The 15548-nt window shown below is 56.2% G+C and carries 15 protein-coding genes; 10 read left to right on the forward strand and 5 right to left on the reverse strand.

The features are described from left to right. Positions 1 to 29: 29 nt before the first annotated feature. The 4 genes from hemY to hemC all read right to left on the reverse strand — a co-directional run bounded on the left by hemY (position 30) and on the right by hemC (position 4187). Positions 30 to 1220, reverse strand: coding sequence for a protoheme IX biogenesis protein HemY (hemY, locus tag EPYR_RS01060; protein ID WP_012666578.1), 1191 nt, complete (start codon positions 1218 to 1220; stop codon positions 30 to 32). A gap of 2 nt (positions 1221 to 1222) precedes the next feature. Further along, positions 1223 to 2362 (reverse strand): uroporphyrinogen-III C-methyltransferase, encoded by a 1140-nt coding sequence (hemX, locus tag EPYR_RS01065; protein WP_012666579.1) that lies wholly within the window; start codon positions 2360 to 2362, stop codon positions 1223 to 1225. 137 nt (positions 2363 to 2499) lie between these two features. After that, the gene (gene hemD, locus EPYR_RS01070; protein ID WP_012666580.1) at positions 2500 to 3249 is read right to left on the reverse strand and encodes a uroporphyrinogen-III synthase; all 750 of its coding nucleotides are present in this window, start codon (positions 3247 to 3249) and stop codon (positions 2500 to 2502) included. After that, entirely contained in the window at positions 3246 to 4187 is a 942-nt protein-coding gene (hemC, locus tag EPYR_RS01075; protein WP_012666581.1) for a hydroxymethylbilane synthase, read from the reverse strand. Before hemC ends, hemD begins: the two co-directional genes overlap by 4 nt. Before the next feature lie 293 nt (positions 4188 to 4480). Between hemC and EPYR_RS01080 the strand changes: the two genes are divergently transcribed. The 9 genes from EPYR_RS01080 to corA all read left to right on the forward strand — a co-directional run bounded on the left by EPYR_RS01080 (position 4481) and on the right by corA (position 14001). Further along, the gene (locus EPYR_RS01080; protein WP_012666582.1) at positions 4481 to 7036 is read left to right on the forward strand and encodes a class I adenylate cyclase; all 2556 of its coding nucleotides are present in this window, start codon (positions 4481 to 4483) and stop codon (positions 7034 to 7036) included. 104 nt (positions 7037 to 7140) lie between these two features. Continuing rightward, on the forward strand, positions 7141 to 7341 hold the full coding sequence (gene lptM / locus EPYR_RS01085; RefSeq protein ID WP_012666583.1) for an LPS translocon maturation chaperone LptM: 201 nt from the start codon (positions 7141 to 7143) through the stop codon (positions 7339 to 7341). 27 nt (positions 7342 to 7368) lie between these two features. Next, entirely contained in the window at positions 7369 to 8193 is an 825-nt protein-coding gene (gene dapF, locus EPYR_RS01090) for a diaminopimelate epimerase (protein WP_012666584.1), read from the forward strand. Next, a complete protein-coding gene (locus EPYR_RS01095; RefSeq protein ID WP_012666585.1) occupies positions 8190 to 8900 on the forward strand; it encodes a DUF484 domain-containing protein in 711 nt (236 codons plus the stop codon). The genes dapF and EPYR_RS01095 overlap by 4 nt, the downstream gene beginning before the upstream one ends. After that, positions 8897 to 9805 (forward strand): tyrosine recombinase XerC, encoded by a 909-nt coding sequence (xerC, locus tag EPYR_RS01100; protein WP_012666586.1) that lies wholly within the window; start codon positions 8897 to 8899, stop codon positions 9803 to 9805. The genes EPYR_RS01095 and xerC overlap by 4 nt, the downstream gene beginning before the upstream one ends. Further along, positions 9805 to 10521, forward strand: a complete 717-nt coding sequence (yigB, locus tag EPYR_RS01105; protein ID WP_012666587.1) for a 5-amino-6-(5-phospho-D-ribitylamino)uracil phosphatase YigB — start codon at positions 9805 to 9807, stop codon at positions 10519 to 10521. The genes xerC and yigB overlap by 1 nt, the downstream gene beginning before the upstream one ends. A gap of 57 nt (positions 10522 to 10578) precedes the next feature. After that, complete coding sequence (gene uvrD, locus EPYR_RS01110) at positions 10579 to 12741, forward strand: DNA helicase II (RefSeq protein WP_012666588.1); 2163 nt, start codon at positions 10579 to 10581, stop codon at positions 12739 to 12741. Positions 12742 to 12834: 93 nt separating this feature from the next. After that, on the forward strand, positions 12835 to 12891 hold the full coding sequence (gene ysgD / locus EPYR_RS21470; RefSeq protein ID WP_349842145.1) for a YsgD/CorL family protein: 57 nt from the start codon (positions 12835 to 12837) through the stop codon (positions 12889 to 12891). 150 nt (positions 12892 to 13041) lie between these two features. Beyond that, positions 13042 to 14001 (forward strand): magnesium/cobalt transporter CorA, encoded by a 960-nt coding sequence (corA, locus tag EPYR_RS01115; RefSeq protein ID WP_012666589.1) that lies wholly within the window; start codon positions 13042 to 13044, stop codon positions 13999 to 14001. Positions 14002 to 14020: 19 nt separating this feature from the next. On the opposite strand, the gene EPYR_RS01120 is transcribed toward corA, so the two are convergent. Beyond that, the gene (locus tag EPYR_RS01120; RefSeq protein WP_012666590.1) at positions 14021 to 14491 is read right to left on the reverse strand and encodes a thioesterase family protein; all 471 of its coding nucleotides are present in this window, start codon (positions 14489 to 14491) and stop codon (positions 14021 to 14023) included. Between the two features lie 172 nt (positions 14492 to 14663). Between EPYR_RS01120 and pldA the strand changes: the two genes are divergently transcribed. Further along, positions 14664 to 15542 carry a phospholipase A gene (pldA, locus tag EPYR_RS01125; RefSeq protein ID WP_012666591.1) on the forward strand — a complete coding sequence of 293 codons (879 nt, stop codon included), beginning with the start codon at positions 14664 to 14666 and terminating at the stop codon, positions 15540 to 15542. Positions 15543 to 15548: the final 6 nt, after the last annotated feature.

The following is a 15548-nucleotide window of genomic DNA, read 5'->3' on the forward strand; positions in this document are numbered from 1 at the left end:
CCCGGCGTGGTGAAATCCTCGATGACGACTCAGGGATTGTTTTTTAACGTCAGCAGCAAACCATCGCGCCGCATGGTAGCGGCTTCTTCCGGCTTATGCTGTCGGTCGAGCGTATCGGCCAGCCACGCGTAGTCGAAGGCGTCCGGACGCTGTTGCAACGCGGCGCGGAAGGCTTCGCTCGATAGCTCCCACTCTCCGTGCTGCATCAACAGCTGCCCCAGCGTACTGTGCAACAGCGGCGTGGCACCGTGTTGCTTAATCTGCTGACGCAACGCTTTTTCCAGCTGTTCCGGATTCCCGGTTTTCAGTCGGGGCATCAGCATCACCAGGCGCTCATCAAAGTGGCGTTTCAGACCCTCCAGCACGATTTTCTGCGCGGTATCATGATCGTCACAGACGATAAGATGGTCAGCCATTGCTACCTGCAGCGCGGTTTCATTACGCGTTTTGCGGCTTTGATTTTGCCACCAGCGCTTCAGGCCGTCGCTGCCCTGGTCGGCCATCGCCTGGCTCATCAGGCCAAGCCAGCACTGCTGTTGCAGTTCAAGGCGATGAGTGGCATCACCTGGCTGAATTTTCTCCATGGCGGGCAGAATGTTCAGCAGGGCGCCCCAGGCTTGAGTACGCACGTAAGCCTGTTCCGCCAGCCGCAGCACTTCCGGGTGGCGCGGTGCGATCTCCAACAGGCGATCGATGCCGTGGCGTGCCGCATGATCTTCGTTACGTGCCAGCTGAATACGCACGCGGGTGATCTCAACCGGCAGTGGGTCATCGTCATTCAGTTCGCTGGCACGTTCCAGATGCTGATTGGCGCGCGTTTCATCACCGCGCTGCTGCGCGGCTTCCGCCGCCAGCAGGTAGTTGACCATCGGCTGTTCAGCGTGGTCAGCATGGCGTGACAGCAGTTTTTCAACCTGCTTATAGTCGCCCTCTGCCAGCTTCACCAGCGCGGCGTGAGTCTGCTTACGTGCACTGCGTCTTTTGCGGCCGGTAAACCAGCCACGGGTACGGGCGCCGGTACGAAACACCCGACGCAGCAGCCATTCAACCGCCAGAATGATGACCAGGGATAGCAGCAGAACGATCGTCATACCGGTGACGCTGGTTTCAATATTCCAGTTATTGGTCTGGATCAGCACATAGCCCTGATGGCCGGCAATCATCGGCCCTATGACCACACCGGCAATCAACAGCAGAAATAACAGCAAAACTTTCAGCATAATTAGTCTCCCTGTCCTGGCTGCGTGTTAACTGCAGCGGAGGGCTGTGCAAGGAGATTGCGCACGCGTGTCTGCATCAGTTTGTCGAGAATGGGCTGACTAAGTAATGTTTCAGGTACATCCATCGAGATGCTCTGCTCGCTCAGATCGTCTAACTGATTCAAATAAGCTTTAGTGTTCGCGTCGTTGGTATCGTACCAGGCGCGTATCCACGCAGAGACGGTATCGATCGACTGTTTATAGATTTCATCCTGATGACGCGGAACAGCCTGAGCGGCGATCAGCAGACGTGAACGGATGTTCTCACGCAGGTAAACATCCTGATTCGGTGCCAGCAGAGGTTCGGCGGTAGCATCACGGCGGCGGATGGTGATGAAATCATCCATAAAGTTATGCCAGCTTTTCACCAGATTCTGACGCCATTCACGCAATGAGGATGAAAGCGCACCGCTGTCGGCATCCATCGGCTCATCATCGCTGTTGTTATCAGCAAGGCGCAGATTATCGATGCCGTTAGACAACTGATTCAGCTTAAGAATGACGCCGTCATAGTCGACCTGACTGAGAGCGGAAAGCGTGCTGATGTCCTGGGCCAGCGCACGGCGTGCGCCGATCAGGCTGGGGTCGTTCATATCCGCCAGGCTGGCATCGGCGCTTTTCAGCAGGGCGGCAGCACTGGTGACATCCCGGTCACTCCACAGCTTGCGTCCGGCCATTTTCACCAGATAGTCGGCCTGGGCCAGCATCCATGTCTGGGCATCACTGCCTGAAATGGAGGCCACTTTCCGCTTCAGTTCATCCAGCTGCTGGTTCATGGCGGACTGCTGCTGCCGTGCCGTATCAAGGGCGCTGGTTTGCACCGTCAGCTTCTCCACAAGGGATTGCTTATCGCTGATGGACTGCTGCTGTAGCTCAGCGATCTGTGCTGCCAGCGTCTGATTGGCCGCAGTCAGACGTTGCGCCTGATGTTTTCCATACATATAGAGACCCGCGCCCACCGCCAGAGCGATGGCGATGGCGACGACGCCAGGCACCATGCCACTACGCCTGGCTTCAGGCGGCGGCTGTGGTTCATTAGTTGAGGTTTCAACCGCTGGGGTGGTCTCTTCAACCATGGCGGAGGAAGCTTTGTGTTCCGTCATAATGGCTCATCCCATATTTTAAGTAAAAAAGCCTTATTCTTTCGTGTTGCAGGCGTATTGGCTGCTTGATTTCCCTCATCGAATGAGGTCATTGTCAGCGATTCGCTCAGTTCCCGCTTACCTGCTGCACGAAATGGTTAAGGGCATAATGATAGCGAGCGCAATAGCGCATCGTTATCGGCACCGCCGGCGACATCCACGTTCACCCACCCAAGTTTTCGCGCCAGAGTGGCCAGACGCCCACTGACGACCACCAGCCGACAGTGCAGTAGCCATTCATCCCGATCAACATCGGGGAACAGTGAGTAAAGCTGTTGCAACATTTCACCGCTGGTCACCACGAGCGTATCAATACCCTGGTTGCGCCAGCGCCGGGCCTCTTCTGCACCGTGATAATGCTTTGCCCGCCGTTGATAGCATTCAATAAACTCTACCTGAGCGCCCCGGCTAAGCAAAGTTTCTGCCAGTAATTCACGGCCACCATTGCCGCGCAGAATTAATGCGCGCTTGCCCGCCACGGCCTGCAAAGCCGGAAGCTGGATCAGGACTTCACTGGTTTCCTGCTCGTGCGGCCAGGAAACGTGATGCCCGCTGGCGGCATGAAACGCCAGCCCCGTACTGCGCCCTATAGCATAATAGTCCAGGCTGGCAGGCCAGGGGGGATCTTCGCGGGTAAACGTGGGCCGGGCATAATGAATGACGTGCTGCGACAGAATAAAAACCAGGTCTCCTGCCTTCAGCGCCTTCAGACGATCGGGCAGAATATCCAGCTGCTTGCCCGGCGCAAACTCTATCAGCGGGAACGCCCAGGCAACATCCCCCCGCTGACGCAGACGGCTAACCAGCTCATCTGCTGCCGGCGACGGGCGGGTGACCAGAATGCTCATGCTGGCGGATTTCCCTGATAAACGGCGGCGAGAATGTCGCGCGCGCCATTATCCAGCAGCTCTTCGGCCAGTGAGATGCCCATTTTTTCAGCATCCGCTCGCGAACCCCGGCGTTCGCCGCGCACCATCTGGCTACCGTCCGGTGAGCCAACCAGCCCACGCAGCCACAGCTGGTCGCCTTCCAGCAGCGCATAACTGCCAATCGGGACTTGGCAACCTCCTTCAAGACGGGTATTCATGGCGCGTTCTGCGCTCACCCGGCAAGCGGTCTCATCATGATTTAACGCCGCGAGTAAACCGATAGTGTGCATGTCTTCAAGGCGGCATTCAATACCGACCGCGCCCTGGCCAACGGCGGGAAGCGACTCTTCAGCGGGCATCACCTGGCGGATACGATCGCTCAGGCCCAGTCGTTTCAACCCGGCGACGGCCAGAATGATGGCATCATATTCTCCCGCATCCAGTTTACCGAGACGAGTACCCACATTGCCGCGCAGGGAGTGGATGACCAGATCCGGGCGGCGGGCGCTGAGCTGGCACTGACGCCGCAGGCTTGATGTGCCCACAATTGCGCCCTGTGGCAGTGAGTCTACCGACGCATGGCGGTTGGAAACGAATGCATCATGCGGATCGTCACGCTCGCAGATAGCGACCAGCCCCAGCCCTTGCGGAAAGGCAACCGGCACATCTTTCATCGAGTGTACGGCAATATCCGCGCTGCCTGACAGCATGGCCTGTTCCAGTTCCTTCACGAATAATCCTTTACCACCTACTTTTGCCAGCGGGGTGTCAAGGATCACATCTCCACGCGTCACCATCGGCACCAGCTCAACGCGCAACCCCGGATGACAGTCGATTAAACGCTGTTGCACATACTTAGCCTGCCATAGCGCTAGCGGACTTTTCCTGGTGGCAATTCTTAAAATTTTGTCTGACATGCTCGATACCGTTTTGATCGTTCACTGATAATCCTATCATTGAACCGGGAATGCTGTCAGTTTAACGGCGGGGTAGGGTGGTATTACGCTGGTTTGAACGTAAAATGTGCTAGACTGGCAGGTAGCGTAACTTTCTATATGGTCAATCTGGCGGGTGTCAGATCGATCACGTTTCCAGCCAAAATTTGTACCACTATTTTTACAGCAAACGGCAGATTTCGGAAACCGAACTTTTTTATACCCGCGTCGGTCACCAACCGGGTATAGGCACTGGGATAATCAGGCGAGACGTCTTGTACCTCTACATAGAGACACTGAAACAGAGACTGGATGCCATCAATCAGCTGCGCGTTGACCGCGCTTTGGCTGCGATGGGATCTGCATTCCAGCAGGTATACAGTCTGCTGCCAACCTTATTACATTATCATCATCCACTGATGCCTGGTTACCTGGAAGGTAACGTTCCACACGGCATCAGCTTTTACACGCCTGATGAAAGCCAACTCTCCTATCTTCACGGTCTGGAAGGGCAATCCGGCTCCGACGCTGCCGTCCCTCCGCACGGCGAAATGCCTGTTACCGGCGTGTATTCAATGGGCAGCACCTCTTCCGTGGGGCAGAACGGCACTTCCGATCTTGATATCTGGGTCTGCCACCAGTCGTGGCTGGACAATGACGAACGCCTCAGCCTGCAAAAAAAATGTATTCTGCTGCAAAACTGGTGCGTGGAAATGGGCGTTGAGGTCAGTTTCTTTCTGATCGATGAAAATCGCTTCCGTCACAACGAAAGCGGCAGCCTGGGCGGTGAAGATTGTGGTTCAACGCAGCATATTTTGTTGCTTGATGAGTTTTACCGCACGGCTGTCCGCATGGCGGGCAAACGTATTTTGTGGAATATGGTGCCGCGCGAGGAAGAAGAACAGTACGACGACTATGTGATGTCGTTGTATCAGCGTGGGGTATTAACGCCTAACGAGTGGCTGGATCTGGGCGGTCTGGGTACGCTATCGGCAGAAGAGTATTTTGGTGCCAGCCTGTGGCAGCTGTATAAAAGTATCGACTCGCCGTATAAAGCAGTGTTGAAAACCCTGCTGCTTGAAGCGTATTCCTGGGAGTACCCCGACACGCGCCTGCTGGCGATGGACATTAAACAGCGCCTGCATGACGGCGAAATCGTTTCTTATGGCCTTGATCCTTACTGCATGATGCTTGAACGGGTGACCCGTTATCTCATCGGTATTGATGACCCTGCCCGCCTCGACCTGGTACGGCGCTGTTTCTATCTGAAAGTGTGCGAGAAGCTGTCGCTGGCCGCAGAAAACAGCGGCTGGCGGCGTGAAATTCTCAGTCAGCTGGTGCAGGAGTGGGGCTGGGATAAGCAGCGCCTGGCGATGCTCGACAGCCGTGCCGGCTGGAAAATCGGCCAGGTACGCGAAGCGCACAACGAGTTGCTGGATGCGATGATGCAGAGCTATCGCAATCTGATCCGCTTTGCCCGGCGTAATAATCTTAGCGTCAGCGCCAGCCCGCAGGATATTGGCGTGCTGACGCGCAAACTCTACGCCGCGTTCGAAGCGCTGCCGGGCAAAGTGACGCTGCTTAACCCGCAGATATCGCCCGATCTCTCTGAATCAGACCTCACGTTTATCCATGTGCCAAACGGTCGGGCAAACCGGGCTGGCTGGTATCTGTATAACCAGTCTCCGGACATGGATTCGATTATCAGCCATCAGCCACTCGAATATAACCGCTATCTGAATAAGCTGGTGGCATGGGCGTGGTTTAACGGTTTGCTGACCAGCAAAACGCGCCTGCATATCAAAGGTAATGAAAGCTGCGATCTTGCCCGCCTGCAGGAACTGGTGGCGGATGTGACGCATCATTTCCCCGTGCGCCTTGCAGCGCCAACGGCGAAGGCGCTCTACAGCCCGTGTGAAATTCGCCATCTGGCCATTATCATTAACCTGGAAGTTGACCCGACGGCGGCTTTCCGCAACCAGGTGGTGCATTTCGATTTCCGCAAGCTGGACGTCTTCAGCTTCGGTCAGCAGCAGCAATGCCTGGTGGGCAGCGTTGACCTGCTATATCGCAATTCGTGGAATGAAGTGCGTACTCTGCATTTCAACGGCGAACAGTCGATGATTGAAGCGTTGAAAACGATCCTTGGCAAAATGCATCAGGATGCCTCACCGCCGGATTCGGTCGACGTATTTTGCTACAGCCAACATCTGCGTGGGCTGATTCGTACCCGCGTGCAGCAGCTGGTATCAGAATGTGTGGAGCTGCGTCTGTCCAGCACGCGCCAGGAGCCGGGCCGTTTTAAAGCGTTACGCGTGGCCGGCCAGACCTGGGGGCTGTTCTTCGAGCGCCTTAGCGTTTCGGTGCAGAAACTCGAAAACGCGGTGGAGTTCTACGGCGCTATCTCCAATAACAAGCTGCACGGCCTGTCGTTGAAGGTCGAAAGCGATCAGGCCCGCCTGCCGGCGGTGGTTAATGGCTACGCCAGTGAAGGGATTATTCAGTTCTTCTTTGAAGATACCCGTAACGATCACGGCTTCAATATCTATATCCTTGATGAAACCAATCGCGTTGAGGTTTATCACCACTGCGAGGGCAGCAAAGAGGAGCTGGTGCGTGACGTCAGCCGCTTCTACTCTTCTTCCCACGATCGTTTCACCTACGGTTCGAGCTTTATCAATTTCAACCTGCCGCAGTTCTATCAGATTGTGCAGGTCGAAGAGCGCTGCGAGGTGATCCCTTTTCGCAGCCAGGCCATGACGCAACTGTGCGCCACTTTGCCGGAGAGTGCTGCCGTGGAAGACAGCGCCCAGCGCTATCAGATGCATTAGCATTCAGCACGTCCCGCCAGGCCAGATTCGCTTTTCCTGTTGCTTTTCGGACTTCAACTGCGATGATAGGCGGCATGTACAGATTGAAGATGAGCAGAATAAGAATGAAGAACAGAATTTGCCAGCTGGCTTTGATAATGACTGCCGCCAGCCTGGCGGGATGTGGTCTGAAAGGCCCGCTCTATTTTCCAAATCATGAGCAGGCCGGACCGAAAACCACCCAGGCAGCTCCATCGACGCAATCCGGTAGCAATGCACAACAGTCTGCCACGGCGAAAGAGCAGAGTGCGCAACCGATTCAGTAAATTATGACGCACCTGGCGGAGCAGAAAATGCAGTTCTCGAAAATGCACGGTCTTGGCAACGACTTTATGGTGGTTGATGCCGTCACGCAAAATGTCTATTTCTCTCCAGAGCTGATCCGTCGTCTGGCCGATCGCCATCTGGGGATCGGCTTTGATCAGTTACTGATCGTCGAACCGCCTTACGACCCCGATCTCGACTTTCACTACCGTATTTTTAATGCTGACGGCAGCGAAGTGGCGCAGTGCGGTAACGGCGCGCGCTGCTTTGCCCGTTTTGTCCGGCTAAAGGGCCTGACGAATAAAAGCGAGATCCGCGTCAGTACCCAGTCTGGCCGCATGATACTGAGCGTGACTCAGGATGAGCGGGTGTGCGTGAATATGGGCGAGCCTAATTTCGAGCCGCAGCAGATACCGTTCCGGGCCAATAAAGCGGAAAACATCTATCTGATGCGGGCCGTTGAGCAAACCGTCATGTGTGGGGTGGTATCAATGGGTAATCCGCACTGCGTATTACAGGTTGATAACGTCAAAACCGCCGCCGTTGAAACACTTGGCCCGGTACTGGAAAGCCATGAGCGTTTCCCGGAGCGGGTTAACGTCGGTTTTATGGAAGTGGTTCACCGTGAGCATATCCGTCTGCGTGTCTATGAACGTGGTGCCGGAGAAACCCAGGCCTGTGGTAGCGGAGCCTGCGCGGCGGTGGCGGTTGGCATCCAGCAGGCATTGCTGGCAGAAAAAGTGCGGGTTGACTTGCCCGGCGGTTCGCTAAATATTGCCTGGAAAGGGCCAGGGCACCCGCTGTTTATGACCGGTCCCGCCACCCACGTTTATGACGGATTTATTCATTTATGAAACAGGTCGGAGAAAAAGCGCAGGACGCTGAAACCGCGTTGCTAAACGATAGCATCGTCAGTGATTTTTTGCGCCAAAACCCAGACTTCTTTATGCGTAATGCCCGCCAGGTCGAGCAGATGCTGATACCGCACCCGGTGCGCGGCACGGTATCGCTGGTCGAATGGCAGCTGAAACGTCAGCGTCACCATATCCAGCAGCTGGAAGAAGAGATCACGCTGTTGATGGAGCAGGCCAGCGCCAATCAACAGCTGTTCGAACGTTTGCTTGCCCTGCAGGGGCGGCTGGCCTCGGCTTCCAGCCTGCATGACATGCTCAACAGACTGCATCGCTGGGCGCGTGAATTTGGCCTGGCGGGGGCCAACATCCGCTTATTCAGTGAGAAATGGCGCATCGGCGCCCCTTCAGACTTCACCCAGCTGGCATTGTCGCGCCAGGAGTTTGAGCCGTTGCGCATTCAGCGGCTGGGTAAGCAGAATCATTATCTCGGCAGTCTGAACGGCCCCGAATTATTGCTGCTGTTGCCGCAGGCCAAAGCGATCGGTTCGGTGGCGGTGTCGCTGCTGGGCGAAGAGGGCGACCTCGGCGTGCTGATTTTCAGCAGTCGAGACAGTCAGCATTATCAGGCTGGCATGGGAACGGTGCTGTTACAGCATCTGTCGCTGATGCTGCCGCAGCTGCTGTCGCGCTGGATTGAACGCGTGTGAACAGCGAATCCCCTCTGCTTGCTGGCGTAGAGGGTTTTCTGCGCTTTTTAAAAGTGGAGCGCCAGCTTAGTCCGCTCACCCAGATCGGCTATCGCCGCCAGCTTAGCGCCATCATCGTCCTGCTCGACGAGCTAAAAGTGGTTGAGTGGGCGCGGCTGGATGCGGCGCTGGTGCGCGCTTTGGCTGCCCGCAGTACCCGCAGCGGATTGAAACCTGCCAGCCTTGCCCTGCGCCTTTCGGCCTTACGCAGCTTTCTTGACTGGCTGGTGAGCCAGGGCGCGATCAAAGCCAACCCGGCGAAAGGCGTGGCAACGCCGCGTGCGGCACGCCACCTGCCGAAAAATATCGATGTCGATGAAGTTAACCGCCTGCTGGACATTGATCTTAACGATCCGCTGGCGGTGCGCGATCGCGCCATGCTGGAAGTGATGTACGGTGCCGGGCTGCGCTTATCTGAACTGGTTGGCATTGATCTCGGGCATCTCGATCTGGCGTCCGGCGAGGTATGGGTGGTCGGTAAAGGCAGCAAAGAGCGCCGGCTGCCGATGGGGCGTACCGCCGTACACTGGATTGAAAACTGGCTGGAAATGCGCGAACTGTTCGAGCCGCAAGACAACGCCCTGTTCCTGTCGAATAAGGGGAAGCGCATCTCGACGCGTAATGTGCAAAAACGCTTTGCCGAATGGGGGGTGAAACAGGGCATGTCGAGCCATATTCATCCGCATAAACTGCGCCATTCGTTTGCCACGCATCTGCTGGAATCCAGTGGCGATCTACGCGCGGTACAGGAGCTGCTTGGCCACGCTAATCTGACCACCACGCAGATCTATACTCATCTTGACTTTCAACACCTGGCATCGGTTTATGATGCTGCCCATCCCCGTGCGAAACGAGGAAAATCCTGATGCACTTTTACCGATCGCTGCGTCCTATTGCGGCCATGACCTTCGACCTCGACGATACCCTGTATGACAATCATCCGGTGATCCGCCGCACCACGCAGGCTTCTCACGCCGCGTTGCAGGCGCATCATCCGGCGCTACAGGGCTTTAGCGTGCAGCAGTATCAGCAGGTGCGAGAACGGCTGCTGGCCGCCGAGCCGGAGATTTATCACGACGTGAGCGAATGGCGACGTCGCGCCGTTGAACAATCTATGCTGGACGTTGGTATCCCGGCAGCGCAGGCCGTCAGCGGTGCGCGTGACGTCATGGACGTTTTCGCCTACTGGCGAAGCCAGATTGACGTGCCCGCAGAGACGCACAGCACGCTGGCGGCGCTGGCGGCGCGTATTCCGCTGGTGGCGATCACTAACGGTAACGCAGAACCCCATCTGTGCGGCCTGGATAAATACTTTCAGTTTATTTTACGTGCCGGGCCGGATGGCCGCGCCAAGCCTTATCAGGATATGTATCACCGCGCCGCTGAACGCCTGAAGCTGCGGCCTGAGCAAATCCTGCATATCGGCGACGATCTGACCACCGATGTGGCTGGCGCAGTGCGCTCCGGGATGCAGGCGTGCTGGATTAACCTGCATGAAGGGAATCTGATGCACATCGATGATTCCCGCCTGCTTCCCACGCTGGAAATTTCGCGGTTGGCATCGCTGACTGCGCTGATATAATAACCTGGTTATTTAACCAGTGGAGCGGCCTGCCGCTCCCGATCCCTGATGGTGCCTATGGACGTTTCTGACCTGCTCGATAGCTTGAATGACAAACAACGTGAGGCCGTGGCCGCACCGCGCAGTAATCTGCTGGTACTGGCCGGAGCGGGCAGTGGCAAAACGCGCGTACTGGTGCATCGTATCGCCTGGCTGATGGGAGTAGAAAACTGTTCTCCTCACTCGATCATGGCGGTGACCTTCACCAATAAGGCGGCGGCGGAAATGCGCCATCGTATCGAACAGCTGATCGGCACCAGCCAGGGCGGAATGTGGATCGGCACCTTCCACGGCCTTGCGCACCGTCTACTGCGTGCGCACCATCTGGATGCCAACCTGCCGCAGGACTTCCAGATCCTCGACAGTGAAGACCAGCTGCGCCTGCTGAAACGCCTGATTAAGGCAATGAATCTGGATGAGAAGCAGTGGCCGGCCCGTCAGGGGATGTGGTACATCAACGGCAAGAAAGACGAAGGGCTGCGCCTGAAGCATATCGAAAGCTACGGCAACCCGATTGAGCAAACCTGGCTGCGTATTTACCAGGCCTATCAGGAAGCGTGCGATCGCGCCGGACTGGTGGACTTCGCCGAGCTGCTGCTGCGTGCGCACGAGCTGTGGCTGAATAAACCGCATATCCTTAACCACTATCGTGAAAGGTTTACCAACATCCTGGTGGACGAATTCCAGGATACCAACAATATCCAGTACGCCTGGATCCGTATGCTGGCCGGTGATACGGGGAAAGTGATTATCGTCGGTGACGACGATCAGTCGATCTACGGCTGGCGTGGGGCGCAGGTGGAGAATATTCAGCGCTTCCTGCAGGACTTCCCGGCGGCAGAAACCATTCGCCTTGAGCAGAACTATCGTTCGACCAACAATATCCTGAAAGCGGCGAATACCCTGATTGCCAACAACAACGGTCGCCTGGGTAAGGAGCTGTGGACTGAAGACAGCGACGGCGAGCCAATCGCGATTTACTGCGCCTTTAACGAGCTGGATGAAGCGCGTTTTGTGGTTAATCGCATCAAGGTATGGATGGAGAAAGGCGGCGCGCTGAATGACTGCGCTATCCTGTACCGCAGCAACGCCCAGTCGCGCGTGCTGGAAGAAGCGCTGTTACAAACCAGCATGCCGTACCGTATTTATGGCGGTATGCGCTTCTTCGAACGCCAGGAAATCAAGGATTCCCTCGCCTATCTGCGCCTGATCTCTAACCGCAATGACGATGCGGCCTTTGAGCGCGTGGTGAATACCCCGACGCGTGGCATCGGCGACCGCACGCTTGATGTGGTTCGCCAGACGGCGCGTGAGCGCCAGCTGACCTTATGGCAAACCGCCCGCGCGCTGTTGCAGGAAAAAGCGCTGGCCGGGCGTGCGGCTTCCGCTCTGCAACGCTTCACCGAACTGGTGGACTCGCTGGCGCACGAAACCAGCGACATGCCGCTGCACGTTCAGACGGATCGGGTGATCAAAGACTCCGGCCTGTGGCTGATGTACGAGCAGGAGAAAGGCGAGAAGGGCCAGGCGCGAATTGAAAACCTTGAAGAACTGGTCAATGCCACCCGCCAGTACAGCTATCAGGATGAGGATGAAGACCTGATGCCGCTGCAGGCATTCTTGTCTCATGCCGCGCTGGAAGCGGGGGAAGGCCAGGCCGATAAGTGGCAGGATGCCGTGCAGCTGATGACCATGCACGCCGCGAAAGGCCTTGAATTTATGCAGGTATTTATCGTCGGCATGGAAGAAGGCATGTTTCCCAGCCAGATGTCGCTTGAAGAGGGCGGACGGCTGGAAGAAGAGCGCCGTCTTGCCTATGTTGGCGTGACGCGGGCGATGCAAAAACTGACGTTGACCTACGCCGAAACACGGCGGCTGTACGGCAAGGAGGTCTATCACCGGCCGTCGCGCTTTATAGGCGAACTGCCGGTGGAGTGCGTGGAAGAGGTGCGGCTGCGCGCCAGCATCAGTCGGCCGGTCAGTCATCAGCGCATGGGCGCGCCGGTGGCGAAAAATGACAGCGGTTTTACCCTCGGCCAGCGGGTACATCATGCGAAATTTGGCGAAGGGACCATTGTTAACCTTGAAGGTAGCGGTGAACACAGCCGTTTGCAGGTGGCGTTTCAGGGCCAGGGCATTAAGTGGCTGGTCGCCGCGTATGCCAAACTGGAAGCGATGTGATGCCAGGCGCGGCGTTCAGGCTTGATGTTGGCTTGACGCCTTTTTCGTCTCGGCGTAACATGCGCCCACCATTACCCTGAGAGGACATTCGCCTTGGACACACCCAGTAGATACTGGCTCACTGACCTGGACAACAGGTACAACTCCTAAGGCTATCCTCCTTTGCCGATAGCCTTCGTGGTTGTTGGCGATGTTATTTCCCCCCGTCGCCGTGAGTCCTTTCCTATCACTGACTGAAACGCATGTTTCCCGTGTTCAAGCGCTTTGTCCCCATAATCACCGCGAATTGGGAATACAGCTATGCTGAGCGCATTTAAACTGGAAAAAAACCGTCTGACCCGCCTCGAACTGGATGATACCGATGCCAGAGACGATCTGAGCGAGTCCGTTTGGGTCGATCTGATTGAACCGGAAGAAGCCGAGCGCGCACGCGTTCAGGACGAACTGGGGCAGGTTCTGGCCACCAGCCCGGAGCTGGAGGATATCGAAGCCTCTGCGCGTTTCTTTGAAGATGAAGACGGGCTGCATATTCACTCCTTTTTCTTTTATGAAGATGCTGAAGATCATGCCGGTAACTCGACGGTGGCCTTCACCATCCGTGAAGGGCGTCTGTACACCCTGCGCGAGCGTGAGCTGCCGGCGTTTCGCCTTTACCGCATGCGGGCGCGCAGTCAAACCCTGATTGACGGCAATGCCTATGAGCTATTGCTGGATCTGTTTGAAACCAAAATAGAACAGCTGGCGGATGAGATCGAAACCGTCTACAGCGACCTGGAAAAACTCAGTCGGGTGATTATGGAAGGGAAGCAGGGTGATGAATTTGATGACGCCCTGTCGACGCTGGCCGGGCAGGAGGATGTCGGCTGGAAGGTGCGTCTGTGCCTGATGGACACCCAGCGTGCGCTGAACTTCCTGGTACGCAAGGCGCGTTTGCCGGGCAATCAGCTGGAGCAGGCGCGTGAGGTTCTGCGCGATATCGAGTCTCTGCTGCCGCACAATGAGTCGCTGTTCCAGAAGGTCAACTTCCTGATGCAGGCGGCGATGGGCTTTATTAATATCGAGCAAAGCCGCATCATCAAGATCTTCTCAGTGGTGTCGGTGGTGTTCCTGCCGCCTACGCTGGTGGCATCAAGCTACGGCATGAACTTCGAGTTTATGCCGGAGCTGAAATGGAGCCTGGGTTATCCGGGGGCGATTGTCCTGATGATCCTCGCCGGGCTGGCACCTTATGCCTACTTTAAACGGAAAAACTGGCTGTAAATCACCCGCACTGGCTTCGTCAACCGACCAGATAAGTGGCGCTGGCGCTGGCAATATGCACGCCAGCGTCATTATGCAGTTCCACTCTGGCAACGGAGATCTTGTTACCACCGCGCAGCAGGCTGCTGCTGGCAATAAAGCGTTCCCCGCGCCCTGGCCGCAGATAATCCACCCGCAGATCGATGGTTCCCATGCGCGACATGCGCTGGCGCAGCTCGTCTTCATCAATGGCCTGTACGCGGGTCAACGCACCACTGACGCACACCAGCCCGGCGGCCACGTCCAGCACGGAGGCGATGACGCCACCGTGCAAAATGGCCTGTGCCGCATTGCCGACCAGTCGGGGCCGATTAACCAGACTCAGCTGGGCAAAGTCGGATTCAAGGCGCTCCAGTTCCAGACCAAGAGCGCGATTAAACGGCATATCATAAACAAAAATCTTGCTAATCAAACGGCGCACGGCCGCCGGTTCCAGTGTCAGCGCGGACATGATAGCGGGGTTCCTTTGAACGCGTTCAGCGTAAAAAAGTAAAAGTTAGCCTTATTTTACGCTGGATTCTCAGTACTTGTTGGTTTCGGAAATCTGCACTCATGTTATAAGAATTTTCTGTGTAGAATGACGTGTTTTGATCCACCCTATCTGCTTTTGCTGGGAGAATATTATGGCTTTGCCGAAAGGATTGTCGGCAACAGCATTGCTGTTGCCGACGTTGGTCATGGCACAGGAAGCCTCGATCAAAGAGGTGCATGACAATACCGCAGTGCCTGGCAGTATTATTGCCAACCTGTTGGAAAAACATGATAACCCCTTCGTGATGTACCCTTACGAAAGTAATTATCTGCTGTATACCGATACCAGCAACCTGAATAAGGAAGCTATCCGGTCTTACAGCTGGAGCGATAAAGCTAAGCATGATGAGGTGAAATTCCAGCTGAGCCTGGCTTTCCCGCTGTGGCGCGGTATTGCTGGCGACAGCTCGGTGCTGGCCGCCTCCTACACCCAGAAATCCTGGTGGCAGCTTTCAAATCGCGGCGCATCCTCACCGTTCCGCGAAAGCGATTATGAACCGCAAATTTTCCTCGGCTGGGCCACGGACTACCGTTTTGCCGGATGGACATTGCGCGATGTCGAAACCGGTTTTAATCATCAGTCTAACGGCCGTTCTGAGCCAACCTCCCGCAGCTGGAACCGGGTCTATGCGCGCCTGATGGCGGAAAACGGCAACTGGCTGGTGGAAGTTAAACCCTGGTACCGTCTTCCAGAAAGTGAAAATAATGACGATAACCCGGATATCACCAAGTACATGGGGTATTATCGCCTGACGGTGGGTTACCAGTGGGGTGACAGCATCTTCAGCCTGAAGGGCAACTACAACTGGAACAGCGGCTACGGCGGTGCCGAGCTGGGCTGGAGCTATCCACTGACTGAGCATGTGCGCTTCTATACCCAGGTGTTCAGCGGGTACGGGGAATCCCTGATCGACTACAACCTCCGCCAAACGCGCGTGGGTGTCGGCGTAACGCTTAACGACCTGTTCTGAGGTCAC

Source organism: Erwinia pyrifoliae DSM 12163 (assembly GCF_000026985.1).
Lineage (GTDB): Bacteria > Pseudomonadota > Gammaproteobacteria > Enterobacterales > Enterobacteriaceae > Erwinia > Erwinia pyrifoliae.

Bases quoted from the DNA above. Each gene is read 5' to 3' on its own strand.
- uvrD (WP_012666588.1), top strand. From the start codon at position 10,579: ATGGACGTTTCTGACCTGCTCGATAGCTTGAATGACAAACAACGTGAG.
- EPYR_RS01120 (WP_012666590.1), bottom strand. From the start codon at position 14,491: ATGTCCGCGCTGACACTGGAACCGGCGGCCGTGCGCCGTTTGATTAGC.
- EPYR_RS01095 (WP_012666585.1), top strand. From the start codon at position 8,190: ATGAAACAGGTCGGAGAAAAAGCGCAGGACGCTGAAACCGCGTTGCTA.
- pldA (WP_012666591.1), top strand. From the start codon at position 14,664: ATGGCTTTGCCGAAAGGATTGTCGGCAACAGCATTGCTGTTGCCGACG.
- hemY (WP_012666578.1), bottom strand. From the start codon at position 1,220: ATGCTGAAAGTTTTGCTGTTATTTCTGCTGTTGATTGCCGGTGTGGTC.
- yigB (WP_012666587.1), top strand. From the start codon at position 9,805: ATGCACTTTTACCGATCGCTGCGTCCTATTGCGGCCATGACCTTCGAC.
- lptM (WP_012666583.1), top strand. From the start codon at position 7,141: ATGAAGAACAGAATTTGCCAGCTGGCTTTGATAATGACTGCCGCCAGC.
- hemX (WP_012666579.1), bottom strand. From the start codon at position 2,362: ATGACGGAACACAAAGCTTCCTCCGCCATGGTTGAAGAGACCACCCCA.
- hemC (WP_012666581.1), bottom strand. From the start codon at position 4,187: ATGTCAGACAAAATTTTAAGAATTGCCACCAGGAAAAGTCCGCTAGCG.
- dapF (WP_012666584.1), top strand. From the start codon at position 7,369: ATGCAGTTCTCGAAAATGCACGGTCTTGGCAACGACTTTATGGTGGTT.
- corA (WP_012666589.1), top strand. From the start codon at position 13,042: ATGCTGAGCGCATTTAAACTGGAAAAAAACCGTCTGACCCGCCTCGAA.
- hemD (WP_012666580.1), bottom strand. From the start codon at position 3,249: ATGAGCATTCTGGTCACCCGCCCGTCGCCGGCAGCAGATGAGCTGGTT.